Genomic DNA, 23,667 nt, shown 5'->3' on the forward strand with positions numbered 1-23,667 from the left:
ATGGATGCCACCCGCCCCGCCGCAGACGCCGACACCCGGGCCGTGGTTGATCCGCCGGTGGTGGACATCCGCGGCCTGGCCACGGTGTTCGGCCGGGGTGACGAAGCCTTCACGGTGCACGACGACCTGCAGCTCACCGTGCAGCGCGGCGAGATCCTCTCGCTCGTGGGAGGCTCGGGCACCGGCAAGACGGTGTTGCTGCGCCACATCCTGGGGCTCACGCGGCCCACGCGCGGCAGCGTGGAGGTGCTGGGCCGCTCGGCGACTGAGCTGGTCGGCGGCGAGCGCGCCAGCAGCCGCGTGGGCATGCTGTTCCAGCACGGGGCGCTGTTCTCGGCCTTCAACGTGCTGGACAACATTGCTTTCGCGCTGCGCGAGCTGGGCACGCTGCCGCCCGCGCTGGTCAACGACGCGGCCATGGTCAAGCTGCGCCTGGCGGGGCTCAAGCCCGAGCACGCCACGCGCATGCCGGCGGACCTTTCGGGCGGCATGATCAAGCGCGTGGCCCTGGCGCGCGCGCTCATCATGGACCCGCCGCTGCTGCTGCTGGACGAGCCCACGGCGGGGCTGGACCCGAGCAGTTCCGACGAGTTCTGCGCGCTGCTGCGCGAACTGCATGCGGCGCTGGGCCTCACGGTGATCATGGTCACGCACGATCTGGATACCCTGTACGCCCTGTCCACGCGCGTGGCCGTGCTGGCCGACCGGCGCGTCATCGTCACCGGCACGCCGCAGGAGGTCGCGCGCTTCGACCATCCCTTCATTCACCACTTTTTTCTCGGAGAACGCGGCCGCCGTGCCATGGCCCAGCCGCCCGCCGCCTCTTCGTCCAAGGAAGCCTGATGGAAAACAAGTCCCATGCCCTGGCCGCAGGCATTTTCGTGATCGCCGTGGCGGCGCTGCTGGCCGGCCTCGGCATGTGGCTCACGCGCGACCAGACCGATTACCAGCTCTACGAGCTGTCCAGCAAGGACAGCGTGAGCGGCCTGCAGCCCCAGGCAGCCGTGCGCTACAAGGGCGTGGCCGTAGGCAAGGTCATGCACATCGGTTTTGACCCGCAGGTCTCGGGCAACGTGCTGATCCGTATCGCCGTGAATGCGGACGCGCCCATCAGCCCCACCACCTTCGCCACACTGGGCTACCAGGGCGTGACGGGCCTGGCCCATGTGCAGCTGGACGACGCGGAGGCGCCGCTGCCCGCGCCGCCGCCGGGCGCCAGCGGCCTGCCGCGCCTGCCGCTGCACAGCTCCTCGTTCAGCCAACTGGCCGAGCAGGGCCCGGCCATCCTGGGCCAGGTGCAGGAGGCCACGCAGCGCATCAACACCCTGCTGGGCGACGAGAACCAGCAGCGCTTTTCCACGGCACTGAAGCAGTTGGGCGACGCGGCGGGCAGCATCGACCAGCTCGCGCGCCGCCTGGACAACACCGTGACCACCCGGCTGGACCCCGCGCTGGCGGGCGTGCCGCCGCTGGTGCAGGACACGCAGCAGACCCTGCAGGCGCTGCGCCAGGCGGGCAGCAGCGCGGCCACGGCCGCCAACGACGTCAGCCAGGCCATCCGCACGCTGCAGGCCGAGGGCGGCGCGCTCGACGAGATCGCCGCGGGCGCCAAGTCGCTGGCCGGCGCGGCCGACCGCTTCGGCCGCGTCACGCTGCCGCGCATCAACCATGCGGCCGACGAGACCGCGCGCGCCGCACGCCGCCTGGGCCGCACGGCCTCGGGTATCAACGACAACCCGCAGTCGCTCATCTACGGGCCCGGTCGCTCGGCCGCGGGACCGGGCGAGCCCGGTTTCACCGCCCCCGCAGCGCAGCCCTGACGCATTGCAAGGACCCTATGATGACTATCAAAAAGATAGCTGCTAGCGCTTATCAGATAAGCGCTAAGGCCATATTTTGCTTAGCATCCCTGGCCCTGGTGGCGGGCTGCTCCATCCTCCCCGAGCCGCCGGTGCGCGCCGATGTGTACGACTTCGGCCCCGGCCCCTTGCAGGCGCCGGGCCCCGCGGCCAGCGCGCCGCTGCCGCCGATCGCGCTGGCCGAGGTGACCGCCACGGGCCTGCCCGAGGGCAGCACCGCGCTGCTGTACCGGCTGGCCTATACCAACGCCCAGCAACTGCGCCCCTACACCCAGGCGCGCTGGAGCCTGCCGCCCGCCGTGCTGCTGCACCAGGCGGTGCGCGAGCGCCTGGGCCAGCGCCGCGCGGTGCTCTCAGGCGACGACGGCATGGCCGTGTTGCTGGAGCGCGGCCGCATGCCCAGCGTGCTGCGCCTGGAGCTGGAGGAGTTCAGCCATGTGTTCGGCGCGCCCCAGGTGAGCGCCGGCCTGGTGCGTGTGCGCGCCGTGCTGGCCGACGCGAGCACTGCGGGTGAGACGCTGGTCGCGCAGCGGGTGTTCGTGGCGCGGCGCGATGCCGCCACGCCCGATGCCGCCGGCGGCGCCAAGGCCCTGGCCGATGCGGCGGCCCAGGTGGCCGAAGAACTGGCCGCATGGGTGGAGCAGTCCGGCCGCTGAGCGCCTGCGCCCTTCCCACCCCCAGAGACATGCTGCGCATGTCTCTTTTTTTTGCCCACCGCGCACCGGCGACGGGGCGCAGGCCTACGTGCCGCTGTCGCCCTGGGCTGACGCGGCTTGCGTGCGCGCACCGACGCGCTGCCGCCGGGCACCTGCCTAGAGTCCATTCATCGCCTCGCAATGCCCGGCGCCGTACAGGGGCCAGGCAGGCGATCCCTCAACAACCGCCACAGGAGAGTGACGTATGAACGAAGACCGCATTGAAGGCAACTGGAAGCAGTTCAAGGGCAAAGTGAAGGAGCAATGGGGCAAGCTGACCGACGACGATTTGGACGTCATCGCCGGCAAGCGCGACCAGCTGCTGGGCAAGCTGCAGGAGCGCCACGGGCTGGCCCGGGAGGCAGCCGAGGAACAGCTCAAGGGCTGGGAACAGCGCAACCCCGACTTCCGCTACGACTGACGCAACGCGCCGCAGGGGCACGACTCGCGCGCCCTGCGGGATCCAATTTCCATCACATTCATCTGGAGGACATTCCATGAAAAACGCACGCAATCTGCTGGCCCTGGCGGCCGCTGCCCTGATGGCCACTTCGGGCATGGCCATGACCAAGGAGGAATACAACGCCGGTAAGGACCGCATCGGCGCTGACTACAAGGCCGCCAAGGCGCAGTGCGACACCCTGAAGGGCAACGCCAAGGACGTCTGCATGAAGGAGGCCAAGGGCCGCGAGAAAGTGGCCAAGGCCGAGTTGGAAGCCCAGTACAAGCCCAGCGACAAGGCCACCTACAACGTGAACGAGGCCCGTGCCGACGCTGACTATGAAGTGGCCAAGGAAAAATGCGACGACCAGAAGGGCGACGCCAAGGACATTTGCGTGAAGGACGCCAAGGCCGCCCATGTGGCCGCCAAGGAAAACGCCAAGGTGCAGCGCGCGCAGGCCAAGCCCGCCGACTCCACCGCCGAGAAGCGCGCCGATGTCGCAGAGGCCAAGAAGGACGCCGCAGAGGCCCAGCGCGAAGCCAACTACAAGGCTGCGAAGGAGCGCTGCGACACCATGAGCGGTGACGCCAAGGACAAGTGCGTGGCCGATGCCAAGCGCACCCACGGCCAATAAACCGGCAAACACGTGCAGCCCCGCCTCTGGCGGGGCTTTTTTTGTCCCCACGAGCGGCACCGACATGACATGTGTCAATACCGCCGGTGGCGGTTTTTCTTAAGCTCGCGCCGCTTCACAACGCCGCACAGGAAGGAAAGACCGCCCATGGCCGCATTGCAATGGTCCGAGGAACTCGCACTGGATCTGCCGCAGATGGACCACACGCACCAGGAATTCGTGGCACTGCTGCAGGCCGTGGAGAGCGCCGATGACGTGGCGCTTATCGGTGCCTGGGAAGACCTGGTGGCGCACACCGACGCCCACTTCGCCCAGGAGGACCGCTGGATGCAGGCCACCCGCTTTGCCGCGGGCAACTGCCACAGCACGCAGCACCAGGTGGTGCTCAAGATCATGCGCGAGGGCACCGACCGCGCGCGCCAGGGCGAGCTGCATGTCCTGCGCGAGATGGCTGCAGAGCTGGCCGTATGGTTCCCCCAGCATACGGACGCCATGGACGCGTCCCTCGCCCAGCACCTGCGCCGCGTGGGCTTCGACCCCGCCACGGGCAGCGTGCAGAAGCCGGGCGCGCTGCCCGACGATCTGATCCACGGCTGCGGTGGGGCCTGCTCTTCGGGTGACGACACCCCCGCCCAGCCCGCCGCCGTGGCCTGAACGATCGGCCGGCTCAGCAGAACTGCAAAACTGGGGCGGTGCGGCGCCGCGCCGGGTGCGTGTGGCGCTTGGCGACAGGTTGTGCCGGAGTGGCGCGGCGTGGCGTCCCGCGCCCGCCACGGCCGCTGTCGCGTCGCCCTGCTAAGCTTGCTGCGTTTTCACGGCCAGCCGGAGCCCCCATGACGCCGCATGAACCACCCGAAAGCGCGCTCTATCGCACCCTGCTCGAATCCACGCGCGCCATTCCGTGGAAGATCGACTGGGCCACGGCGACCTTTGCCTACATCGGGCCGCAGATCGAGGACCTGCTGGGCTGGGAGCCCACCAGCTGGCGCACCGTGCAGGATTGGGCCGACCGCATGCACCCCGACGACCGGGACCGGGTGGTCAACTTCTGCATTTCGCAGTCCCAGTCGGGCGTGGACCACGAGGCGGACTACCGCGCGCTCACCACGGGTGGGGATTACGTGTGGATCCGCGACGTGGTGCATGTGGTGCGCGACTTGCAGGGCAATGTGGTGTCGCTCGTGGGCTTCATGTTCGACATCACCGAGCGCAAGCAGAACGAACACCAGCTGCTGCAACTGCAGCAGGAGCTGCAGGAACTGTCATTCCGCGACGGGCTCACGGGCGTGAACAACCGCCGCAAGTTCGACGCGGTGTACGAGCGCGAATGGCAGGAGGCGCAGCGCACCGGCGAGCCGCTGTCGCTGCTGATGTTCGATGTGGATTTCTTCAAGAGCTACAACGACCAGTACGGCCACGTGGAGGGCGACGAGTGCCTGCGGCGCGTGGCCCGCGCGCTGCAGCAGGCCGCCCACCGCCCGCGCGACTGCCTGGCGCGCTACGGCGGCGAGGAGTTCGTGCTGCTGCTGCCCGGCGCGGATGCATCTTCCGCGCGCGCGGTGGCGCAGCGCTGCATGCAGGAGGTGGCCCACGCCGGTATCGTCCATGCGGCTTCGCCCCTGGGCCAGCAGCTCACGGTGAGCGTGGGCATGGGCACGGCCCTGCCCGGCACGCAGGATGACTCCAAGCGGTTCCTGGAAACGGTGGACCGCTGCCTTTACCGTGCCAAGCACGCGGGGCGCAACCGCATCGAGGCCACGGCCTGACCGCTATGAACGCGCGGCCAGCACCGGGAACAGCTTGCTCAGCCCGTCGGCCATCACCTCCACGGCCAGCGCCGCGAGGATCAGTCCCATGAGCCGCGTCATCACGTTGATGCCCGTCTTGCCGAGCACGCGCTCGATGGGCTCGGCCAGTGCAAAGCACAGCGCCGTGGCCGCGCCCACCACCACGCCGTAGCCCACCAGCGCCAGGTGCTGCCAGATGCTCTGCGCGCGGTCGGCGTAGATCACCACGGTGGACATGGCCGCCGGCCCCGTGAGCAGCGGGATGGTCAGCGGCACCACGGCGATGCTGCTGCCAGCAGCCGCCTTTTCGGCGCCCTGCTCCAGCTCGTGGGTGTGCGGCTTGGCCTCGGCCGGCTGGGCATTGAGCATGTTCATGGCGCTGATGAGCAGCAGCATGCCGCCGCCCACCTGGAAGCTCTGCAGCGAGATGTTGAAGAAGTCCAGGATCTGCAGGCCGATGAGTGCGCAGGCAGCAATCACGCAGAACGCGCTGAACGCCGCCACCTGGATGGTGCGCCGGCGCTGCGCGGCGTTGAAACCGCTGGTGTAGTGGATGAAGAACGGCACGATGGCCAATGGATTCACGATGGCCAGCAGCGTGATGAGCGGCTTCAAGTCCATCAGCGGCCCCCGGCAATGTCCATGAGCGTGGCCGAGGTGTAGCTGGCCGCGTCCGACATCAGCCACACGATGGCCTCGGCCACTTCCTCGGGCGTGCCGCCGCGCCCCATGGGCACCTGGCCTGCCAGGTCGCGCACGCGGTGGGGCAGGCCGCCGCTGGCGTGGATATCGGTGTCGATCAGGCCGGGGCGCACGGCATTCACGCGGATGCCCTCGCCGCCCACCTCGTGCGCCAGGCCTATGGTGAGCGTGTCCAGCGCGCCCTTGGACGCCGCATAGTCCACGTACTGATGGGGTGCACCCAGCCGGGCCGCGATGCTGGACACGTTGACGATGCTGCCACCGGCACCGCCATGGCGCGTGCTCATGCGCAGCACCGCCTCGCGCACGCAGTAGAAGGCGCCCAGCACGTTGATGCTGAACATGCGCCGCAGGCGCTCGCCGTGCATCTCGTCCACGCGGGCAGGGCGGTCCACCACGCCCGCGTTGATCACCAGTACCGTGAGGCGCCCCAGGCGGTGGTCCACGGTCTCGAACAAAGTCACTACGTCGGCCTCCACCGCCACATCGGCCTGCACCGCGATGGCGCGCCCGCCCGCGGCCTCGATCTGGCGCACCACGCCGTTCGCGGCTTCGGCGTGGCGCAGGTAGTTGATGGCCACGGCCCAGCCGCGCTGCGCGGCCAATAAGGCGGCGGCAGCGCCGATGCCCCGGCTGCCGCCGGTGATCAGAACAATCTTGTCCATGTACGGGTGACTCCTGCAAGAATGGCGCATTGGAACAGGTTTGCGGCGCTGACGCGTATCGTCCACGCGCCTGCATTCCCTTCGCTCAACGCCTCAGGAGACACGACATGGGACAGTGGGTGGACCTTACCGCCAGCGACGGATTCACGGCCCCCGCCTGGGTGGCGCGCACCGACGGCGCGCCGCGCGGCGCGGTGGTGGTGCTGCAGGAGATCTTCGGCGTCAACGCCCACATCCGCGCCGTGACCGACCGGCTGGCCATGCGCGGCTACCTGGCGGTGGCGCCGTCCACCTTCGCGCGGGTGCAAAAGGGCGTGGACCTGGGCTACAGCGATGCCGACATGAAGGTCGGCCGGGCACTCAAGGCCGCCGTGGAGGGGTTGCCCGCGCCGGGCGTGATGCCCGACATCCAGGCCGCCATCGACTATGCCGCGCGGCACAGCGACTGCAAGGTCGGCGTGGTGGGCTTTTGCTGGGGCGGGCTGCTCACCTGGCGCGCGGCCTGCATGCTGCAGGGGCTGTCCGCGGCCGTGCCCTACTACGGCGGCGGCATGACCACGCCCGCCGAGGTGGCGCGCCAGCCGCGCGTGCCGGTGCTGGCGCACTTTGGCGAGCGCGACCAGTGGATCCCGCTGGACAGCGTGCAGGCCTTTGCCCGCGCGCACCCCGAGGCGCAGGTGCACGTGTACGCGGCGGACCACGGCTTCAACTGTGACCAGCGCGCCAGCTACGACGAGGCCGCCGCTATGACCGCGCGCGACCGCACGCTCGCCTTCCTGGCACGGCACGTCGGCTGAGATTTATAGAGAAAATCACTGCTAGCGCCCACCTGGTAAGCGCTAGCAGCTAGATTATTGATAGCGTTTTCGCATCGACATCGCCGCTCAATGCGCACCGGCCGCGGCGTCGGCGCTGCCGCTGGCAGCGCGCGTGGGGTGGGCCAGCCACACCAGTGGGATCAGCAGCAGGAACAGCAGGGCCGAGGCATAGAAGATGTCGTTGGCCGCGAGCATGAAGGCCTGCTGGTTCACCAGCCGCTCCACCTGGGCCAGTGCCTGCTCGGGCGTGAGACCCCCGGCCTGCAGGCCCTGCAGCGCCTGCGTGAAGGGCAGGTGGCCCTGGTGCAGGCCTTCGGTCAGCTGGGCATGGTGCAGGCTGGCGCGCCGCTCCCACAGCGTGGTGGTGACGGACGTACCCACCGCGCCGGCCGTGATGCGCATGAAGTTCGACAGCCCCGAGGCCGCCGGGATGCGGTCGGGCGCAATGCCCGACAGCGTGATCGTGACCAGCGGGATGAAGAAGAACGCCATCGCCACGCCCTGGATGATGGTGGGCACCATGATGGTGGCGAGGTCTGCCTGGGTGTTGAAATTGGAGCGCATCCACAGCACCAGCGCAAACACCAGGAAGGCCAGCGTGGCAAAGCGGCGCGGGTCCACCTTGGCGATGTTCTTGCCCACCAGGGGCGACAGCACCATGGCCAGCAGCCCCACGGGCGCCATCACCTCGCCGGCCTGCGTGGCGGTGTAGCCCATGTACTGCTGCAGCCACAGCGGCAGCAGCACCACGTTGCCGAAGAACAGGCCGTAGCCCACGGAGGTGGCCAGCGCACCGGCCCAGAAATTGCGGATGCGAAACAGCGCCAGGTCCACCACGGGGTGGTCCTCGCCACGCTCCCAGACCACGAAGGCCACCAGGCCCACCAGCGCGACCAGGCCGCAGGCCACCACCCAGGGCGACTCGAACCAGTCGTGCTCCTTGCCGATGTCCAGCATGACCTGCATGGCACCCACCCAGATCACGAGCAGCGCGAGGCCGATGGAATCGATGGGCAGCGCGCGCCGCTCGGTTTCGCGCTGGTGGAAGATGGCCCAGGTGACCAGCACCGAGGCAATGCCCACGGGCACGTTGATGTAGAAGATCCACGGCCAGGTCATGTTGTCGGTGATCCAGCCGCCCAGCAGCGGCCCCATGACCGGCGCGATCAGCGTGGTCATGGACCACATGGCCATGGCCAGCCCCGCCAGCGCGCGCGGGTAGCTGGACAGCAGCAGCGACTGCGACAACGGGATCATCGGCCCCGCCACGAAGCCCTGCAGCGCGCGCGCGGCGATGAGCAGCGCCATGTTGGGCGCCAGGCCGCACAGCAGCGACGCGATCACGAACAGCGCCACGCTCGCCACGAACAGGCGCACCTGCCCGAAGCGCTGCGACAGCCAACCCGTGAGCGGCACCGCGATGGCGTTGGCCACGGCAAAGCTGGTGATCACCCAGGTGCCCTGGGTGGGGCTCACGCCCAGGTCGCCCGCGATGGCGGGCAGCGACACGTTGGCGATGGACGTGTCGAGCACGTTCATGAACGTGGCCGCCGACAGGGCCAGCGTGCCCCAGGCGCGCGCGCTGCCGGTGAGCGGCGGGGGCGGGGTGTGCGCGGGTGCGGTCATGCGCGTCGGCTCAGAGCGTGCCCAGGTTGGCGCGGATGATGCGCGCCACGTCGGCATCGGCGCCCTTGTCCAGCGCGTCGTACACGGCCGTGCTGGCCACCGCTTCCTTGCGCGGCGCATCGGCCAGCGCCGGGCCGCTGCGGTCCTGCGTGTCCACGCTCACGTTCATCGACAGGCCCACGCGCAGCGGGTGCTCGGCCAGCTGCCCGGCATCCAGCGCGATGCGCACGGGCACCCGCTGCACCACCTTGATCCAGTTGCCGGTGGCGTTCTGCGCCGGCAGCAGCGCGAAGGCAGCGCCCGTGCCCACGCCCAACCCGGCCACGGTGCCGGTGTATTCCACCTTCTTGCCGTACAGGTCGGCGACGAGCGTGGCGCGCTGGCCCAGGCGCAGGTTGCGCAGCTGGTTCTCCTTGAAATTGGCGTCCACCCAGACCTCGCGCAGCGGCACGATGGTCATCAGCGGCGTGCCCGCGGCCACGCGCTGGCCCAGCTGTACCGTGCGCCGCGCAACGTAGCCGTCCACGGGTGCGGGCAGGGCGGTGCGGCGATCGGCCAGGTAGGCCTCGCGCACCTTGGCGGCTGCGGCCTGCACGCTGGGGTGCTGCGCCACGGCCACGCCCTGGGTGAGCGACTGGTTGCTGGCGAGCTGCTCGCGCGCGGCGGCCACGCCTGCCTGCGCAGCGGCCAACTGCGTGCGCGCGGTCTGCAGCTGGCTCTGCGCGTGGCGCAGTTCCTCCTGCGAGACGGCGCCCTCGCCGGTCAGGGCCTGGCGGCGGCGCAGGTCGTCCTCGGCGCGCGCGATCTCGGCCTGGGCGCGTGCGGCCTCGGCCTCGCGCAGGCGCACCTGCGCGGCCAGGGCGCTGTTGTTGGCGTACAGCGTGCGTGTCTGCCGCACGGCCTGCGCCAGGTTGGCCTCGGCCTGCTGCAGCGCCACGCGCGCGTCGGCCGGGTCCAACTGCACCAGCGCAGCGCCGGCGCGCACGAAGTCGGTGTCGTCGGCCAGGATGGACATCACCGTGCCGCCGGTCTGCGGCGTGATCTGGATGACGTTGCCCTGCACGTAGGCGTTGTCGGTGTGCTCATAGTGGCTGGCGACCAGCCAGTCGTACAGGCCCCAGGCGCAGCCGGCGAGCACGACGACGCCGGCCAGGGTGAACAGCGCCTTGCGGCGGGAAGCCTTCGACGCGGTGGAAGGGGTGGAGGGAGTTGCGGTCATGGTGGACAAGGGCAAAAAAGGGGGAATGGGGGCGAATTCAGCGGGCGGCCGCCACCGTGGGGGCCGCTTGCGGGGCTTGCGCCGTGGGTGGCGGCGTGGCCGCATAGCCGCCGCCCAGGGCGCGCATCACGCCCACCTGGTTGTCCAGCCGCCGCGCGGCCAGGTCCACGGCCAGGCGGCGCTGGGCCAGCACCTGGCTTTCGGCCGACAGCACTTGCAGGTAGGTGCCCAGGCCTGCCTCATAGCGGCGCCGCGCAATGCCATAGGCGGCCTGTGCGGATTCGCCGGCCTGGCGCTGCTCCGCGATCTGCCGTGCGATCGAGCTGCTGCTGGCCAGCTGGTCGGCTGCGTCGCGCATCGCTTCCAGCAGGGCGGCGTTGTAGCTTTCGACGGCGGCGTCCCGGTCGGCCGCCTTGCCGCGCAGGTTGGCGCGCAGGCGGCCGGCATCGAAGATCGGCAGTCGCAGCGCCGGGCCCACGCCCCATTCACGGCTGCCGGCCTCGATGAAACGGTCCAGCCCCACGCTGGCCAGGCCCACGAAGGCGGTCAGGCTCACGTTGGGATAGAACTGCGCCCGCGCCACGCCCATGTCCTGGGTGGCGGCTTCCACGCGCCAGCGCGCGGCCGCCACGTCGGGGCGGCGGCCCAGCAGGTCGGCGGGCACGGCGGCGGGGGTTTCTGAAAAATGGATAGCTGCCAGCGCTTGTGGGGTCAGTGTCTGGGCCGTCTGGGGGTCTGCAATCAGCGCGCCCAGCGCGTTGCGTGCCAGGGCCTCTTGCTCGCGCAGCGCCTCGATCTGCTGGCGCGCTTCGGGCAGGGCGCCTTCGCTTTGGCGCAGCTCCAGCTGGGTGTCCAGCCCGGCCTGCACGCGCCGCTGCACCAGTTGCAGCATTTCGGTGCGCTGCTGCAGCGTGCGCTCGGCTACGGCGCGCTGGGCCTGCCAGCGTGCCAGCTGGAAGTAGCCCTGCGCCACGCGGCTCGCGAGCAGCAGGCGCGCGGCCTCGGCGTCGGCGCGCGCGGCCTGGGCCTCGCCCAGTGCGGCGGCGAGGGCGGCACGGTGTTTGCCGAAAAAGTCCAGCTCCCAGCTGCCCGACAGGCGGGCGGTTTCCACGCTACGAATGGCGCCGGCCTGGCCGGGGGGGTAGGGTCCGTTGGCGCTGTAGCGCTGGCGCGTGGCGTCCAGGCTGCCGTTGACCTGCGGGCTCTGGGCCGCGTGGGCGGTGTCGGCAAAGGCCTCGGCGCGCGCGATGCGGGCGGCGGCCTGCTGCAGCCCGGGGTTGCCTTGCAAGGCCTGGGTGATGAGCGCATCCAGCTGCGCATCGCCAAAGCTGCGCCACCAGTCGGCGGAGACCGCAGTCTGCGGCTGCACAGCAGCATCTGCGCCGGATGAGGGCGCAGCGGCCAGGCCCAGGGAGGCAGGGTCGCGCATCCGGGCGTGGGAGTCGATACCCGCCATGTCGGCGCAGCCCGACAGCAGAGGCAGGGCCAGCAGCGCGACGGCCAGCGTGGCGCCATACAGCAGCGCACTGCCGCGGGGCGCGGTCGGAGGAGTAAGCGCCGGGGCGCTGGAGGGTGAGAGGTGGTTTTTCATGTTGTGGTCTCTCGGCAAAGGGCAAACGGGGCGGGCGGTAAGGCCCAGGCGCTGGCGCCTATGGCCCGCCTTCTGGAGGGCGTACGTTGGCGTAGATGCGTTTCAGGAAGTCGCGCAACTGCGCCTCTTCCTCGGCGGAGAAGCCCTGCAGCAGTTGGTCCTGCACCTCGCCCAGGAGCGCGGGCAACTGGGCGGCGACGGCCTGGCCCTCCGGCGTGAGCGCGACATGCACCACGCGGCGGTCTTCCTGCGATCGCTCGCGCTGGCACAGGCCCTTGGCCTCCAGCCGGTCCAGCAGGCGCGTGAGGCCGCCCGCGTCCAGGTGGCACATGCGCGCCAGGGCCGCGGCGGTGCCGGGCGGGTCCAGCAGCAGGCGCAGCAGGGGTTTCCACTGCGCGTCGGTCAGGCCCAGGGGCTCCATGCGGCGCTCCACCTCATACCCCAGCAGGGTGGTGATGCGTCGCATCTGAAAGCCGATGCTGCGCTCGATCTCGAACGGCACCGGCAGCTCCGGGTCGGACAGCGGGCAGGCGGCATCCCCCGACAGGGAGGGCGGAACGGAAGGTGAATTCATGCCGTGACAATAGTTGACTGATCAATCATTGTCAAAGCAGGGAAATAAAACCCTGCTGGAAGCCGGGACGGCGTGGCCGTGCAGCCGCGCGTGCGGCGAAGGGGTCAGCCCTGGCCGGTGCGTGCCAGGTAGCGCTTGCGCCAGAAGAACAGCGTGAGGCCGACGGCCGTGGCGGTCATGCTGCCCATGGCCCACCAGAAGCCGTCCTGCTTGTGCACCAAGGGGATGAACTCGAAGTTCATGCCGAAGATGCCGGCGATCAGGTTCAGCGGCAGGAACACGGCGGTGAGCGCCGTGAGCGTGCGCATGATGTCGTTGGTGCGGTTGCTCTGCGCCGAGAAGTGCATCTGCACCGTGGCCTCGGTGCTTTGCTCCAGCCGGCGCACGTGGTGCACCACGCGCTCGATGTGCTCCAGCACGTCGCGGCTGCGCACCTTGAGCAGGTCCAGCTCGCGCAGGGCCGCCGGCGTGTCCGACGAGGGGGCCCAGGTCTCCAGCACCGCGCACCAGGCCTGCACGGCGGCGCGCTGGTCTTCGCAGATCTCGTCGAGCTGGTGCAGGGTCAGGCGCGCGTCCATCAGGGCGCGCCAGTTGTTAAAGCGCGTGCGCGGCTGCAGCAGCTCGGCCTGCCAGTGGTCGAGCTGGCGCGACAGCTCGCGGCGCAGGTCCAGGTAGTTGTCCACGATCTGGTTGACCATGCGCAGCATCAGGTCGGCCGGGCTGGCGGGCAGGCGCGTGCCGGCCACAGGGCCGGTGCGCAGTTCGCGCACCACGGCTTCGGCGGGCGTGGTGGGCGGCGCGTTGCCGTTGGGCGCCTCGGGCGGGGGCGTCGTCGTCGGAGCCGGTGGGGTGATCAGGCGCGCCGCGTAGGCATCGCGCACGGAGCAGTCGGCCGGGTGCACCGACAGCAGCACCTGGTCGAACACCGCGAAGCCCACGGGGCTGGTGTCGATGCGCCGCAGTACGGGCGGGCCGCCGCGCGCCGCCGCCGGCATGAGCGGGGCGGCCGCGGGGGCGAGCGATGCGCTCAGGCGGCGCACCACCAGCATGTCGTACTGCGAGGTGTAGTCGTAATGCGAGGGTAGCTGGGCGTTGAGCAGATCGGACACGTGCAAGTCCACCAGCTGCTGGCCCGTGAGCGCCTGCAGCACGCCCTGCAGGCGCGGCAGTTCGGTGCTGAACGCCGCACGTGTGCAGGCGATCCAGTAAAAGCCCCGCGCGGGCGGCTGGGTGGGCAGCTCGGGCATTTCCCGCGCTTGGGCGCCGGGCTGCAGGTGGAAGATGCGGATCGCCTGCGGGGTTAGGGTCAAATCGGCCTCCAGCGCTTGTTTATCAAGCGCAAGCAGCTATTATTTTGCGAGCAAACGCGCGGCGTCCAGCGCGAAGTAGGTCAGCACGCCGTCGGCGCCCGCGCGCTTGAAGGCCAGCAGCGACTCCATCATCACCTTGTCATGGTCCAGCCAGCCGTTGGCGGCGGCGGCCTTGAGCATGGCGTACTCGCCGCTGACCTGGTAGGCGAAGGTGGGCACCTTGAACTCGTCCTTCACGCGGCGCACCACGTCCAGGTAGGGCATGCCGGGCTTGACCATGACCATGTCGGCGCCTTCGGCCAGGTCCAGCGCCACCTCGCGCAGGGCTTCGTCGGTGTTGGCCGGGTCCATCTGATAGACGTTCTTGTTGCTGCGCCCCAGGTTGGCGGCCGAGCCGACCGCGTCGCGGAACGGGCCGTAGAAGGCGCTGGCGTACTTGGCGCTGTAGGCCATGATGCGGGTGTAGATCTGGCCGTGGGCCTCCAGCGCCTCGCGGATGGCGCCGATGCGCCCGTCCATCATGTCGCTGGGCGCGACCATGTCCACGCCGGCCTGGGCATGGGTCAGGGCCTGGCCTACCAGCAGTTCCACGGTCTCGTCGTTCAGGATGTAGCCGGTGTCGTCCAGCAGGCCGTCCTGGCCGTGGCTGGTGTAGGGGTCCAGCGCCACGTCGGTCATCACGCCGAGGTCGGGGAATTCGGCCTTGAGCCTGCGCACCACGCGCGGGATCAGCCCGTCGGGGTTGAGCGCCTCCTTGCCATCGGGCGTCTTGAGCGCCGCATCGATCGACGGAAACAGCGCGAGCACCGGGATGCCGAGCTTCACGCATTCCTCGGCCACGGGCAGCAGCAGGTCCAGGCTCAGGCGCTCCACTCCGGGCATGGACGCCACGGGTACGCGCAGGTTGGAGCCCTCGTGCACGAACACCGGGTAGATGAAGTCGTGCGGCGTGAGCACGGTCTCACGCACCAGGTTGCGGGTGAATGCATCGCGGCGCAGGCGGCGCGGGCGATTGGCGGGAAAGGGGGTGGGGCTGGACAGATGCATGGCGTCGATTGTCCTTCACTCCCATGCCGGGCTCCACCCCTGCGCTCATCCTTGCCCGGGCCTGCCCGTGGCCGCTGGTGGTAGCCTGTGCCACTTGCCATCTCGCCAGGAGTGCGCCATCACCACCGCAGGACAGGAGCACCGCTGGAACCAGCGGTACATGCAAACCGCAGTGACGCGGCCCTATTGGCGCGTGTGGACTTACGAAACGCCCGCGGTGGTGCTGGGTTGCTCGCAGCGCGCCTATCTGGACGGGGCACGCGCGCGCCTGGCGCTCGGCATGGAGCTGTTGCAGCGCCCCTCGGGCGGTGGTGCGGTGCTGTGCGGCCCGTGGATGGTGAGTTGTTCGGTGGTGCTGCCGCCATCGCACCCCTGGGTGCAGGGCCGCCTGCCCGACAGCTACCAGGGGCTGGGCCAATTGCATGCGCAGGTACTGGCTCCGTGGGGTGTGGCGGCGCGGGCGCTGCCGCCCGATCAGGTTGCCGCTGCCAACGCCCGCGGCGGGCCGGTGGTGCCCTGGGCCTGCTATGGCAGCCTTGCACCGTGGGAAGTGGTGGACGCGGCCGGACGCAAGCTGGTCGGCCTGGCCCAGCGGCGCCAGCGCGCTGGCGTGCTGCTAGTGGCGGGCACCCTGGTCACGCCCCCGGACTGGGCGTTGCTGTGCCAGGCGCTGGACCAGCAGGGCGACGAAGCTGCACTGCGCGCGCGCACCGTTTCGTGCGCCGAACTCAGTGCCTGTGCGCCGGATGCGCAGCAGATGGCCCGCGCCTTGCGCGTGGCGCTGACACAGACGCTGGGTGAAGAAGCGGGCGACGGCGCGGGCGAGGCGGCGGACGACCCCGCGCGCCAGGCACCAGCACCGAACCGTCCCTAGCCGACGCTCCATCTTGCGCACCCTGGCGGTGGGTGCTAGATTGGCCCCGGGCGGCCCCTCCGCCCCCCGCTTCACCTCCCTGAGCGGGCCCCGCTGCCTGCGACGCGGCGGGGTTTTCCGCCCGGATTTCCGGGCATTTTTTTGCCTCGTGGCGGTTCCGTGTCCCGACCGGGTCATGCAGCGCCGGCACCGCCACGTACACTGCGCCGATGCTCTGGGTCAAAGCCTTTCACATCGTCTTCGTCGCCAGCTGGTTTGCTGGCCTGTTCTACCTGCCGCGCATCTTCGTCAACCTGGCCATGGTGGCGCCCGGGTCGGTGGCCGAGCGGGAGCGCCTGCTGCTCATGGCGCGCAAGCTGCTGCGCTTCACCACGCTGCTGTCGGTCCCCGCCATCGCGCTGGGCCTGTGGCTGTGGCTGGGCTACGGCATCGGCAAGGGACCGGGCAACGGCTGGCTGCACGCCAAACTGGCCGTGGTGCTGCTGGTGGTGGGCTACCACCACGCCTGCGCCGTACTGCTGCGCAGGCTGACTTCCAACGCGGACCAGCACAGCCACCGCTGGTTCCGCTGGTTCAACGAGGTGCCGGTGCTGCTGCTGCTGGTCGCCGTGGTGTTGGTGGTCGTCAAGCCGTTCTGAGATGCAGCGGCTGCAGCGTTGCCCGGCTTCGTTCCCTTGCAATGGGGGCGGCGCGCGGCGGGCGGCAGCGGCCACGGCACGAGGTGATTGAGAGGGCATGCACAAGACGTCCGCCTGGCCTCTGGCGCTCATCTACGCGGCGCTGATCGTCTTCGCCAGCCTGTTCCCGTTCGACGGGTGGCGCGAGCAGGGAATCTCGCCCTGGGTGTTCTTCTCGGCGCGCATCCCGCCGCCGTACTGGACCTGGTTCGACGTCAACATGAACATCGCGGGCTATGCCCCGCTGGGGTTCCTGCTGGCCCTGGCGGGCCTGCGTTCTGGCTGGCCGCGCGCGGCCGTGCCGTTGGCGGCACTGGCGGGTGCGCTGCTGTCGCTGAGCATGGAATACCTGCAGATCTTCCTGCCGCGGCGGGTGCCGTCCAACATGGACTTCGCGCTCAACGCGACCGGTGCGCTGCTGGGAGCGTTGGCGGCCGCGCTGCTGGAGCGCTTCGGGGCCATTGCGCGCTGGAGCCGCTTTCGCGAGCGCTGGTTCGTTCCGCATGCGCGCGGCGCGCTGGTGCTACTGGCGCTGTGGCCCTGGGCACTGCTGTTCCCGGCGGCGCTGCCCTTTGGCCTGGGGCAGATGTGGGAGCGGCTGGAGGCCGCGCTCATCGACGCGCTGCAGGACACGCCGTTTCTGCAGTGGCTGCCCGTGCGCGAGGCGCCGCTGGAGCCACTGTCGCCGGGCGCCGAGCTCATGGCCGTCGCGCTGGGGCTGCTGATCCCCTGCCTGCTGGGCTACTGCGTCATGCGCCATGCGGGGCGCCGCATGGCCTTCGCACTGGCGACGGCCGCCGTGGGCGTGGGCGTGACGGCGCTGTCGTCGCTGCTGAGCTACGGGCCCACGCACGCCTGGGAGTGGCTCACGCTGCCGGCCCGCATGGGCGTGCTTGTTGCCCTGGGGGCGGCCCTGACGATGGCGGCCGTGCCGCGGCGCGGCTGCGCGGCGTTGCTGCTGCTGGCGCTGATGCTGCACCTGAACCTGCTCAACCAGGCGCCCACCAGCGCCTACTTCGCACAGACGCTGCAGGCCTGGGAGCAGGGGCGCTTCATCCGCTTCTACGGCCTGGGGCAGTGGCTGGGCTGGCTCTGGCCCTATGGGGCACTCGCCTATGTGGTATTGCGGGTGTCGCGCCGCGATGGCGACTCCTAGAATCGTGCCATGAGCGACACCACCCCCCAGTACTACCAGCGCCACATCTTCTTTTGCCTGAACGAGCGCACGAACGGCGAGAACTGCTGCGCCCACCATGGCGCCCAGCAGGCGTTTGACCGCTGCAAGATGCTGGTCAAGCAGCAAGGCCTGATGGGCCCCGGCAAGGTGCGCGTGAACAAGGCGGGCTGCCTGGACCGCTGCGCCGGCGGCCCCATCGCCGTGGTCTATCCCGAAGGGACTTGGTACACCTACGTGGATGAGAGTGACATCGACGAGATCGTGGAGTCGCACCTCAAGAACGGCGTGGTGGTCGAGCGCTTGCTCACGCCGCCGGAACTTGGCCGCTGATTTGCGCTCACTATCCTCTTTGTAGTGTTTTGGGCTCCAGCGCTTTCCCATCCAGCGCGGGCAGCTCTTGATTGGATAGCAACGTGAATGCCCAGACCGAACGCCTGACCCTCGCGGGCGCCGCGGGCGCCATCGAGGCTGCGCGCGATGCCGCGGCCGACGGCGTACCGCCGCGCGGCGTGGCGGTGATCGCCCATCCCCACCCGCTCTTCGGCGGCACCATGGACAACAAGGTGGTCCAGACCGTGGCGCGGGCCTTTGTAGCCTGCGGCTGGACGGCCGTGCGTTTCAACTTCCGCGGCGTCGGCGGTACCGCTGGCGTGCATGACGAAGGGCGCGGTGAGCTGGAGGATCTGCTGGCCGTCGTCCGCCAGGTGGCGCCCGAGGGGCCTGGCGCCGTGCCGATTGCCCTCGCGGGTTTCTCCTTCGGCGCCTTCGTCACCAGCCACGCGCTGGCGCGGCTGTGGCCCGAGCGCCCAGTGGAGCGCGCCGTGCTCGTGGGTACGGCGGCCAGCCGTTTCAAGGTGGCCGACGTACCCGCCGAGGCCCATCTGCGCACCCTGGTCGTGCACGGCGAAGCCGATGACACCGTGCCCTTGTCCGCAGTGATGGATTGGGCGCGCCCGCAGACACTGCCGGTTACGGTTGTGCCTGGGGGCGGTCATTTCTTTCACGGACAATTGCCGCTGCTCAAGGGCCTGGTCATGCGCCACCTGCAATCCGCGCCCTGACGGCGCGGCACCGTTTCTCTTGTGCCGACCATGCGGTCGGCCCGTTTCTTCTCCCGTTTCCCGAGTGCCTGTTCCCACCATGAAGTCTCTTTTGTCCTCCCTGCGAACCCTTGCCTGCGCCGCCCTGATGGCCCCCGCCATCCTCTGGGCGCAGGTGCCCCAACCGCCGGAGATCGCCGCCCGCAATTACATGCTGGTGGACGTGACGGCCGGCCAGGTGCTGGCGACCAAGGACATCGACGCGCCGGTGGAGCAGGCTTCGCTGACCAAGCTCATGACGGGCTATCTGGTCTTTGACGCACTGCGCGCCAAGAAGATCACGCTGGAGCAGCGCCTGCCGGTGAGCGAGCGTGCTTGGAAGATGCCGGGTTCGCGCATGTTCATCGATCCCAAGATGCAGGTTCCGGTGGACGACCTGCTCAAGGGCATGATCGTGCAGTCGGGTAACGACGCCACCGTGGCCTTGGCCGAAGGTGTGGGCGGTACGGTGGAAAACTTCGTGCGCCTGATGAACGAGCAGGCCAAGGCGCTGGGCATGACGAACACCGCCTACAAGAACCCCGAGGGGTTGACGGAGCCCGGCCACACCACCTCCGCGCGCGACCTGGCCACGCTGGCCACCCGGCTGATGCAGGACTTCCCCGAGTACATGCACTACTACTCGACCAAGCAGTACCGCTACGAGGGCACGCCCGCCTCTAACAGCAACAACCGCAACATGCTGCTGTTCCGCGATCCATCGGTGGACGGCCTGAAGACCGGCCATACCGCCGCCGCGGGCTATTGCCTGGTCGCCACGTCCAAACGCGAGTTTCCCAATGTGGGGCAGCGCCGCATGCTGTCCATCGTGCTGGGGGCCGCGAGTGAGAACGCCCGCGCCAACGAGAGCCAGAAGCTGCTGAACTGGGGCTACACGGCGTTCGATTCGGTGAAGCTGTTCGACGCTGGCCAGGCTGCCGCCACGCCCGCCGTGTGGAAGGGCACGCAGAGCACCCTCAAGATCGGCCGCCCTGAAGCCATCGTGATCACCGTGCCTTCGGGCAGCGCGGGCAAGGTCACGACCGAGATCGTACGCAAGGACCCGCTGGTCGCGCCCTTCACCAAGGGACAGGCCATCGGCACGCTCAAGGTGAAGCTGGGTGAGCAGCAGGTGGCCGAGGTGCCCCTGGTGGCGCTGGAGGATGTGGCACAGGCCGGCATCTTCGGCCGTGCCTGGGACGCCATTCGCCTCTGGATCAAGTAAACGCCATGCTTTGGAGGCGGCTCAACCGGGGGGGCATCGTCCCCGGATTGCCTGTCCGCTCTCAAACTGGTACATTAGAAGGCTTTTCGGAATTTCCGAAGGGTTTCACGTTTTCGCTTTTTATAGCAATTCACGTTTAGGGACGTATTAATGCCAACCATTAACCAACTCGTGCGTCAGGGCCGCACGGTCGAAGTTGTCAAATCCAAAAGCCCTGCTATGGAAAACTGCCCTCAGCGCCGTGGCGTGTGCACCCGTGTGTACACCACGACACCGAAGAAGCCTAACTCCGCTCTGCGTAAGGTCGCCAAGGTGCGCCTGACCAACGGTTTCGAGGTGATCTCCTATATCGGCGGTGAAGGCCACAACCTGCAAGAGCACAGCGTGGTGCTGGTGCGCGGCGGTCGTGTGAAGGACTTGCCCGGTGTGCGTTACCACATCGTGCGCGGTTCGCTTGACCTGCAAGGCGTCAAGGATCGCAAGCAGGCCCGCTCCAAGTACGGCGCGAAGAAGCCCAAGGCCAAGTAAGCCCTGGACCTTTCGGTCTGAGATTTTTCGGTGCTGTTCCCGCGTGGCGCGGTGACACAGCGTAGTGACCCTAAACGCAGGTGTTCTGCGCGGGTCGAGTAAGTGGGAGTCCTGAATGGCTCTCGCGGTGCCGGGAACGGTGCCAACTGAAGCAAAGATAGAGGTAAAAAATGCCACGTCGTCGCGAAGTCCCCAAACGTGAAATCCTGCCGGATCCCAAGTTCGGCAATGTCGAGCTGTCCAAATTCATGAACGTGATCATGGAAGGCGGCAAGAAAGCAGTTGCAGAGCGCATCATTTATGGCGCCCTGGATCTGATCTCCCAGAAGCAGCCTGAAAAGGATGCTCTGGAAGTGTTCGTCACGGCCATCAACAACGTGAAGCCGATGGTCGAAGTGAAGTCCCGCCGTGTGGGCGGTGCGAACTACCAGGTGCCCGTGGAAGTGCGTCCCGTGCGCCGTCTGGCCCTGTCGATGCGCTGGATCAAGGAAGCCGCCCGCAAGCGTGGCGAGAAGTCCATGGCCCAACGCCTGGCCAACGAGCTGATGGAAGCCACCGAAGGCCGTGGTGGCGCCATGAAGCGTCGTGACGAAGTGCACCGCATGGCCGAAGCCAACAAGGCCTTCAGCCACTTCCGCTTCTAAACCAGACGGAAGTCATCAAGGGTTCATCTCTGATCACGATAAAGGCCGCAGGCGTGCACAAGCGCGCTGCGGCCTTGTGTTGATGGAGGCCCTTAAGACAATAGTCGCGCGCAGCGTGCGGCTCCGAAACCCAAGCGATCAACCAAGGATTCATCATGGCTCGCAAAACACCCCTTGAGCGCTACCGCAATATCGGTATCTCCGCACACATCGACGCTGGCAAAACCACGACGTCCGAGCGTATCCTGTTCTACACGGGCGTGACCCACAAGCTGGGCGAAGTGCACGACGGCGCAGCCACCACCGACTGGATGGAGCAAGAGCAAGAGCGCGGCATCACGATCACCTCGTCCGCCGTGACCTGCTTCTGGAAGGGCATGGACCTGTCCCGCCCCGAGCACCGCATCAACATCATCGACACCCCCGGCCACGTGGACTTCACCATCGAGGTGGAGCGTTCCATGCGCGTGCTGGACGGCGCCGTTATGGTGTACTGCGCCGTGGGTGGCGTGCAGCCCCAGTCCGAGACTGTGTGGCGCCAAGCCAATAAGCACAAGGTGCCCCGCCTGGCATTCGTGAACAAGATGGACCGTACCGGCGCCAACTTCTTCAAGGTCTATGACCAGATGAAGCTGCGCCTGAAGGCCAACCCTGTGCCCATCGTGGTGCCGATCGGTGCGGAAGACAACTTCCAGGGCGTGGTCGACCTGCTGAAGATGAAGGCCATCATCTGGGACGAGGCCTCGCAAGGCATGAAGTTCGAATACGGCGAGATCCCCGCCGAGCTCGTCGACACCTGCAAGAAGTGGCGCGAGAACATGGTGGAAGCCGCCGCCGAAGCCAGCGAAGAGCTGATGAACAAGTACCTGGAAGAGGGCGACCTGTCCGAGGCCGAGATCATCGGCGGCCTGCGCCAGCGCACCATCGCCACGGAAATCCAGCCCATGCTGTGCGGCTCCGCGTTCAAGAACAAGGGCGTGCAGCGCATGCTCGACGCCGTGCTGGATCTGCTGCCCTCGCCCGTGGATATCCCCGACGTGGCCGGTACCGATCCCGACGACGAAGAGAAGAAGCTGTCGCGCAAGGCCGACGACAACGAGAAATTCTCGGCCCTGGCATTCAAGCTGATGACTGACCCGTTCGTGGGCCAGCTGACTTTCGTGCGCGTGTACTCGGGCGTCCTGACCAAGGGTGACACCGTGTTCAACGCCGTGAAGGGCAAGAAGGAGCGTATCGGCCGTATCGTGCAGATGCACGCCAATGAACGCCAGGAAATCGAGGAAATTCGCGCTGGCGACATCGCTGCCTGCGTGGGCCTGAAGGACGTGACCACCGGTGACACGCTGTGCGATATCGAATCGCCCATCGTGCTGGAAAAAATGGTGTTCCCCGAGCCTGTGATCGCACAGGCCGTGGAGCCCAAGTCCAAGGCTGACCAGGAAAAGATGGGTATTGCCCTGTCGCGCCTGGCCTCCGAAGACCCGTCGTTCCGCGTGCGCACCGACGAAGAATCGGGCCAGACCATCATCGCCGGCATGGGCGAGCTGCACCTGGAAATCATCGTGGACCGCATGAAGCGCGAGTTCAACGTGGAAGCCAACGTGGGCAAGCCCCAGGTGGCCTACCGCGAAACCGTGCGCAAGACCGTCACCGATGTGGATGGCAAGTTTGTGCGCCAATCCGGTGGTAAGGGTCAGTACGGCCACGTGGTGTTCACGCTGGAGCCCCTAGAAGCAGGTAAGGGCTTCGAGTTCGTCGACGAAATCAAGGGCGGTGTGGTTCCTCGCGAATACATCCCTGCGGTGCAGAAGGGTGTGGAAGAAGCGCTGACCTCCGGCGTGCTGGCGGGCTACCCTGTGGTGGACGTTCGCGTGCGTCTGACGTTCGGTTCGTACCACGATGTGGACTCGTCCGAACAGGCGTTCAAGATGGCTGCTATCTTCGGCTTCAAGGAAGCGGCTCGCAAGGCCAACCCCGTCATCCTCGAGCCCATGATGGCCGTGGAAGTCGAGACGCCCGAGGATTACGCCGGTACCGTGATGGGTGACCTGTCCAGCCGTCGTGGCATGGTGCAGGGCATGGACGACATGGTCGGCGGCGGCAAGGTCATCAAGGCCGAAGTCCCGCTGTCCGAGATGTTCGGCTACGCCACGCAGCTGCGCTCCATGACGCAAGGTCGCGCGACGTACACGATGGAGTTCAAGCACTACGCCGAAGCACCGCGCAACGTGGCCGAAGCCATCGTTGCGGCTCGCGCCAAGTAAGCCGGGCATATAAGCAAAAAGAGCTGCTAACGCTTGTCCATCAAGCGCAGGCAGCTCCTGTTTTTCTAGCAAGTTTCTTGCAATCTGCGATCCGGTGCCGTCCTGTTGCACTGTGCGGGCCGAACCAGCAACCGGATGCAGACGTTAAACCCTCACACAGGCATTGCTCTTTTGGAGTTCGAAAATGGCAAAAGGTAAGTTTGAACGTACCAAGCCCCACGTGAACGTGG

Annotated in this window: 25 protein-coding genes; 17 read left to right on the top strand and 8 right to left on the bottom strand. The window is 68.1% G+C overall.

Annotation, left to right across the window (positions count from 1 at the left end; translation table 11 throughout):
- From OX89_RS09185 to OX89_RS09215, 7 genes are all read left to right on the top strand, one after another.
- Positions 1–843 carry an ABC transporter ATP-binding protein gene (locus OX89_RS09185; protein ID WP_047350396.1) on the top strand — a complete coding sequence of 281 codons (843 nt, stop codon included), beginning with the start codon at positions 1–3 and terminating at the stop codon, positions 841–843.
- Positions 843–1,820, top strand: a complete 978-nt coding sequence (locus tag OX89_RS09190; protein WP_047350397.1) for an MlaD family protein — start codon at positions 843–845, stop codon at positions 1,818–1,820. Before OX89_RS09185 ends, OX89_RS09190 begins: the two co-directional genes overlap by 1 nt.
- A gap of 17 nt (positions 1,821–1,837) precedes the next feature.
- Positions 1,838–2,515: an ABC-type transport auxiliary lipoprotein family protein gene (locus OX89_RS09195; RefSeq protein ID WP_047350398.1), complete on the top strand. Its 678-nt coding sequence runs from the start codon at positions 1,838–1,840 to the stop codon at positions 2,513–2,515.
- A gap of 244 nt (positions 2,516–2,759) precedes the next feature.
- Positions 2,760–2,975: a CsbD family protein gene (locus OX89_RS09200; protein WP_011803720.1), complete on the top strand. Its 216-nt coding sequence runs from the start codon at positions 2,760–2,762 to the stop codon at positions 2,973–2,975.
- 76 nt (positions 2,976–3,051) lie between these two features.
- The gene (locus OX89_RS09205) at positions 3,052–3,630 is read left to right on the top strand and encodes a hypothetical protein (protein ID WP_047350399.1); all 579 of its coding nucleotides are present in this window, start codon (positions 3,052–3,054) and stop codon (positions 3,628–3,630) included.
- A 147-nt stretch (positions 3,631–3,777) separates the two neighbouring features.
- Positions 3,778–4,284 (top strand): hemerythrin domain-containing protein, encoded by a 507-nt coding sequence (locus OX89_RS09210; protein ID WP_011803722.1) that lies wholly within the window; start codon positions 3,778–3,780, stop codon positions 4,282–4,284.
- 179 nt (positions 4,285–4,463) lie between these two features.
- A complete protein-coding gene (locus OX89_RS09215) occupies positions 4,464–5,396 on the top strand; it encodes a sensor domain-containing diguanylate cyclase (protein WP_047350400.1) in 933 nt (310 codons plus the stop codon).
- 3 nt (positions 5,397–5,399) lie between these two features.
- On the opposite strand, the gene OX89_RS09220 is transcribed toward OX89_RS09215, so the two are convergent.
- Together OX89_RS09220 and OX89_RS09225 are read right to left on the bottom strand one after the other, a co-directional pair.
- Entirely contained in the window at positions 5,400–6,038 is a 639-nt protein-coding gene (locus OX89_RS09220) for a MarC family protein (RefSeq protein ID WP_047350401.1), read from the bottom strand.
- Positions 6,038–6,784, bottom strand: coding sequence for an SDR family oxidoreductase (locus OX89_RS09225; RefSeq protein WP_047350402.1), 747 nt, complete (start codon positions 6,782–6,784; stop codon positions 6,038–6,040). The genes OX89_RS09220 and OX89_RS09225 overlap by 1 nt, the downstream gene beginning before the upstream one ends.
- A gap of 107 nt (positions 6,785–6,891) precedes the next feature.
- Here OX89_RS09225 and OX89_RS09230 point away from each other — a divergent pair, with 107 nt between their 5' ends.
- A complete protein-coding gene (locus OX89_RS09230; RefSeq protein WP_047350403.1) occupies positions 6,892–7,581 on the top strand; it encodes a dienelactone hydrolase family protein in 690 nt (229 codons plus the stop codon).
- Between the two features lie 87 nt (positions 7,582–7,668).
- Here OX89_RS09230 and OX89_RS09235 read toward each other — a convergent pair whose 3' ends face one another.
- The 6 genes from OX89_RS09235 to hemB all read right to left on the bottom strand — a co-directional run bounded on the left by OX89_RS09235 (position 7,669) and on the right by hemB (position 14,969).
- Entirely contained in the window at positions 7,669–9,228 is a 1,560-nt protein-coding gene (locus OX89_RS09235) for a DHA2 family efflux MFS transporter permease subunit (protein WP_047350404.1), read from the bottom strand.
- Positions 9,229–9,238: 10 nt separating this feature from the next.
- The gene (locus OX89_RS09240) at positions 9,239–10,447 is read right to left on the bottom strand and encodes an efflux RND transporter periplasmic adaptor subunit (RefSeq protein WP_041836155.1); all 1,209 of its coding nucleotides are present in this window, start codon (positions 10,445–10,447) and stop codon (positions 9,239–9,241) included.
- 37 nt (positions 10,448–10,484) lie between these two features.
- Positions 10,485–12,038, bottom strand: coding sequence for an efflux transporter outer membrane subunit (locus OX89_RS09245; RefSeq protein ID WP_047350405.1), 1,554 nt, complete (start codon positions 12,036–12,038; stop codon positions 10,485–10,487).
- Between the two features lie 58 nt (positions 12,039–12,096).
- A complete protein-coding gene (locus OX89_RS09250) occupies positions 12,097–12,612 on the bottom strand; it encodes a MarR family winged helix-turn-helix transcriptional regulator (RefSeq protein ID WP_047350406.1) in 516 nt (171 codons plus the stop codon).
- 104 nt (positions 12,613–12,716) lie between these two features.
- Entirely contained in the window at positions 12,717–13,859 is a 1,143-nt protein-coding gene (locus OX89_RS09255) for a magnesium transporter CorA family protein (RefSeq protein ID WP_234305541.1), read from the bottom strand.
- A 102-nt stretch (positions 13,860–13,961) separates the two neighbouring features.
- Positions 13,962–14,969 carry a porphobilinogen synthase gene (hemB, locus tag OX89_RS09260; RefSeq protein WP_047350408.1) on the bottom strand — a complete coding sequence of 336 codons (1,008 nt, stop codon included), beginning with the start codon at positions 14,967–14,969 and terminating at the stop codon, positions 13,962–13,964.
- Positions 14,970–15,129: 160 nt separating this feature from the next.
- On the opposite strand from hemB, the gene OX89_RS09265 reads away from it, so the two are divergent.
- The 9 genes from OX89_RS09265 to fusA all read left to right on the top strand — a co-directional run bounded on the left by OX89_RS09265 (position 15,130) and on the right by fusA (position 23,437).
- Positions 15,130–15,843 carry a ligase gene (locus tag OX89_RS09265; protein WP_047350409.1) on the top strand — a complete coding sequence of 238 codons (714 nt, stop codon included), beginning with the start codon at positions 15,130–15,132 and terminating at the stop codon, positions 15,841–15,843.
- Positions 15,844–16,052: 209 nt separating this feature from the next.
- The gene (locus OX89_RS09270) at positions 16,053–16,481 is read left to right on the top strand and encodes a CopD family protein (RefSeq protein ID WP_047350410.1); all 429 of its coding nucleotides are present in this window, start codon (positions 16,053–16,055) and stop codon (positions 16,479–16,481) included.
- A 97-nt stretch (positions 16,482–16,578) separates the two neighbouring features.
- Positions 16,579–17,676, top strand: coding sequence for a VanZ family protein (locus OX89_RS09275; RefSeq protein ID WP_047350411.1), 1,098 nt, complete (start codon positions 16,579–16,581; stop codon positions 17,674–17,676).
- A 9-nt stretch (positions 17,677–17,685) separates the two neighbouring features.
- Positions 17,686–18,027 carry a ferredoxin gene (locus OX89_RS09280; protein WP_011803736.1) on the top strand — a complete coding sequence of 114 codons (342 nt, stop codon included), beginning with the start codon at positions 17,686–17,688 and terminating at the stop codon, positions 18,025–18,027.
- 83 nt (positions 18,028–18,110) lie between these two features.
- Complete coding sequence (locus tag OX89_RS09285; protein WP_047350416.1) at positions 18,111–18,758, top strand: alpha/beta hydrolase; 648 nt, start codon at positions 18,111–18,113, stop codon at positions 18,756–18,758.
- Positions 18,759–18,837: 79 nt separating this feature from the next.
- A complete protein-coding gene (locus OX89_RS09290) occupies positions 18,838–20,001 on the top strand; it encodes a D-alanyl-D-alanine carboxypeptidase family protein (RefSeq protein WP_047350412.1) in 1,164 nt (387 codons plus the stop codon).
- A gap of 150 nt (positions 20,002–20,151) precedes the next feature.
- Positions 20,152–20,529, top strand: coding sequence for a 30S ribosomal protein S12 (gene rpsL, locus OX89_RS09295; RefSeq protein WP_003059441.1), 378 nt, complete (start codon positions 20,152–20,154; stop codon positions 20,527–20,529).
- A 170-nt stretch (positions 20,530–20,699) separates the two neighbouring features.
- Positions 20,700–21,173, top strand: a complete 474-nt coding sequence (rpsG, locus tag OX89_RS09300; RefSeq protein WP_011803739.1) for a 30S ribosomal protein S7 — start codon at positions 20,700–20,702, stop codon at positions 21,171–21,173.
- A 155-nt stretch (positions 21,174–21,328) separates the two neighbouring features.
- Positions 21,329–23,437 (top strand): elongation factor G, encoded by a 2,109-nt coding sequence (fusA, locus tag OX89_RS09305; RefSeq protein ID WP_047350413.1) that lies wholly within the window; start codon positions 21,329–21,331, stop codon positions 23,435–23,437.
- Positions 23,438–23,667 lie beyond the last annotated feature (230 nt).

This window comes from Diaphorobacter sp. J5-51 (assembly GCF_001023515.1).
Classification (GTDB): domain Bacteria; phylum Pseudomonadota; class Gammaproteobacteria; order Burkholderiales; family Burkholderiaceae_C; genus Diaphorobacter; species Diaphorobacter nitroreducens.

Coding starts and splice junctions, on each gene's coding strand:
- OX89_RS09220 (WP_047350401.1), bottom strand. CDS start 6,038: ATGGACTTGAAGCCGCTCATCACGCTGCTGGCCATCGTGAATCCATTG.
- rpsL (WP_003059441.1), top strand. CDS start 20,152: ATGCCAACCATTAACCAACTCGTGCGTCAGGGCCGCACGGTCGAAGTT.
- hemB (WP_047350408.1), bottom strand. CDS start 14,969: ATGCATCTGTCCAGCCCCACCCCCTTTCCCGCCAATCGCCCGCGCCGC.
- OX89_RS09250 (WP_047350406.1), bottom strand. CDS start 12,612: ATGAATTCACCTTCCGTTCCGCCCTCCCTGTCGGGGGATGCCGCCTGC.
- OX89_RS09255 (WP_234305541.1), bottom strand. CDS start 13,859: ATGCCCGAGCTGCCCACCCAGCCGCCCGCGCGGGGCTTTTACTGGATC.
- OX89_RS09215 (WP_047350400.1), top strand. CDS start 4,464: ATGACGCCGCATGAACCACCCGAAAGCGCGCTCTATCGCACCCTGCTC.
- OX89_RS09205 (WP_047350399.1), top strand. CDS start 3,052: ATGAAAAACGCACGCAATCTGCTGGCCCTGGCGGCCGCTGCCCTGATG.
- OX89_RS09210 (WP_011803722.1), top strand. CDS start 3,778: ATGGCCGCATTGCAATGGTCCGAGGAACTCGCACTGGATCTGCCGCAG.
- OX89_RS09245 (WP_047350405.1), bottom strand. CDS start 12,038: ATGAAAAACCACCTCTCACCCTCCAGCGCCCCGGCGCTTACTCCTCCG.
- OX89_RS09190 (WP_047350397.1), top strand. CDS start 843: ATGGAAAACAAGTCCCATGCCCTGGCCGCAGGCATTTTCGTGATCGCC.
- OX89_RS09270 (WP_047350410.1), top strand. CDS start 16,053: ATGCTCTGGGTCAAAGCCTTTCACATCGTCTTCGTCGCCAGCTGGTTT.
- OX89_RS09225 (WP_047350402.1), bottom strand. CDS start 6,784: ATGGACAAGATTGTTCTGATCACCGGCGGCAGCCGGGGCATCGGCGCT.
- OX89_RS09265 (WP_047350409.1), top strand. CDS start 15,130: ATGCAAACCGCAGTGACGCGGCCCTATTGGCGCGTGTGGACTTACGAA.
- OX89_RS09195 (WP_047350398.1), top strand. CDS start 1,838: ATGATGACTATCAAAAAGATAGCTGCTAGCGCTTATCAGATAAGCGCT.
- rpsG (WP_011803739.1), top strand. CDS start 20,700: ATGCCACGTCGTCGCGAAGTCCCCAAACGTGAAATCCTGCCGGATCCC.
- OX89_RS09290 (WP_047350412.1), top strand. CDS start 18,838: ATGAAGTCTCTTTTGTCCTCCCTGCGAACCCTTGCCTGCGCCGCCCTG.
- OX89_RS09275 (WP_047350411.1), top strand. CDS start 16,579: ATGCACAAGACGTCCGCCTGGCCTCTGGCGCTCATCTACGCGGCGCTG.
- OX89_RS09200 (WP_011803720.1), top strand. CDS start 2,760: ATGAACGAAGACCGCATTGAAGGCAACTGGAAGCAGTTCAAGGGCAAA.
- OX89_RS09185 (WP_047350396.1), top strand. CDS start 1: ATGGATGCCACCCGCCCCGCCGCAGACGCCGACACCCGGGCCGTGGTT.
- OX89_RS09235 (WP_047350404.1), bottom strand. CDS start 9,228: ATGACCGCACCCGCGCACACCCCGCCCCCGCCGCTCACCGGCAGCGCG.
- OX89_RS09280 (WP_011803736.1), top strand. CDS start 17,686: ATGAGCGACACCACCCCCCAGTACTACCAGCGCCACATCTTCTTTTGC.
- fusA (WP_047350413.1), top strand. CDS start 21,329: ATGGCTCGCAAAACACCCCTTGAGCGCTACCGCAATATCGGTATCTCC.
- OX89_RS09230 (WP_047350403.1), top strand. CDS start 6,892: ATGGGACAGTGGGTGGACCTTACCGCCAGCGACGGATTCACGGCCCCC.
- OX89_RS09240 (WP_041836155.1), bottom strand. CDS start 10,447: ATGACCGCAACTCCCTCCACCCCTTCCACCGCGTCGAAGGCTTCCCGC.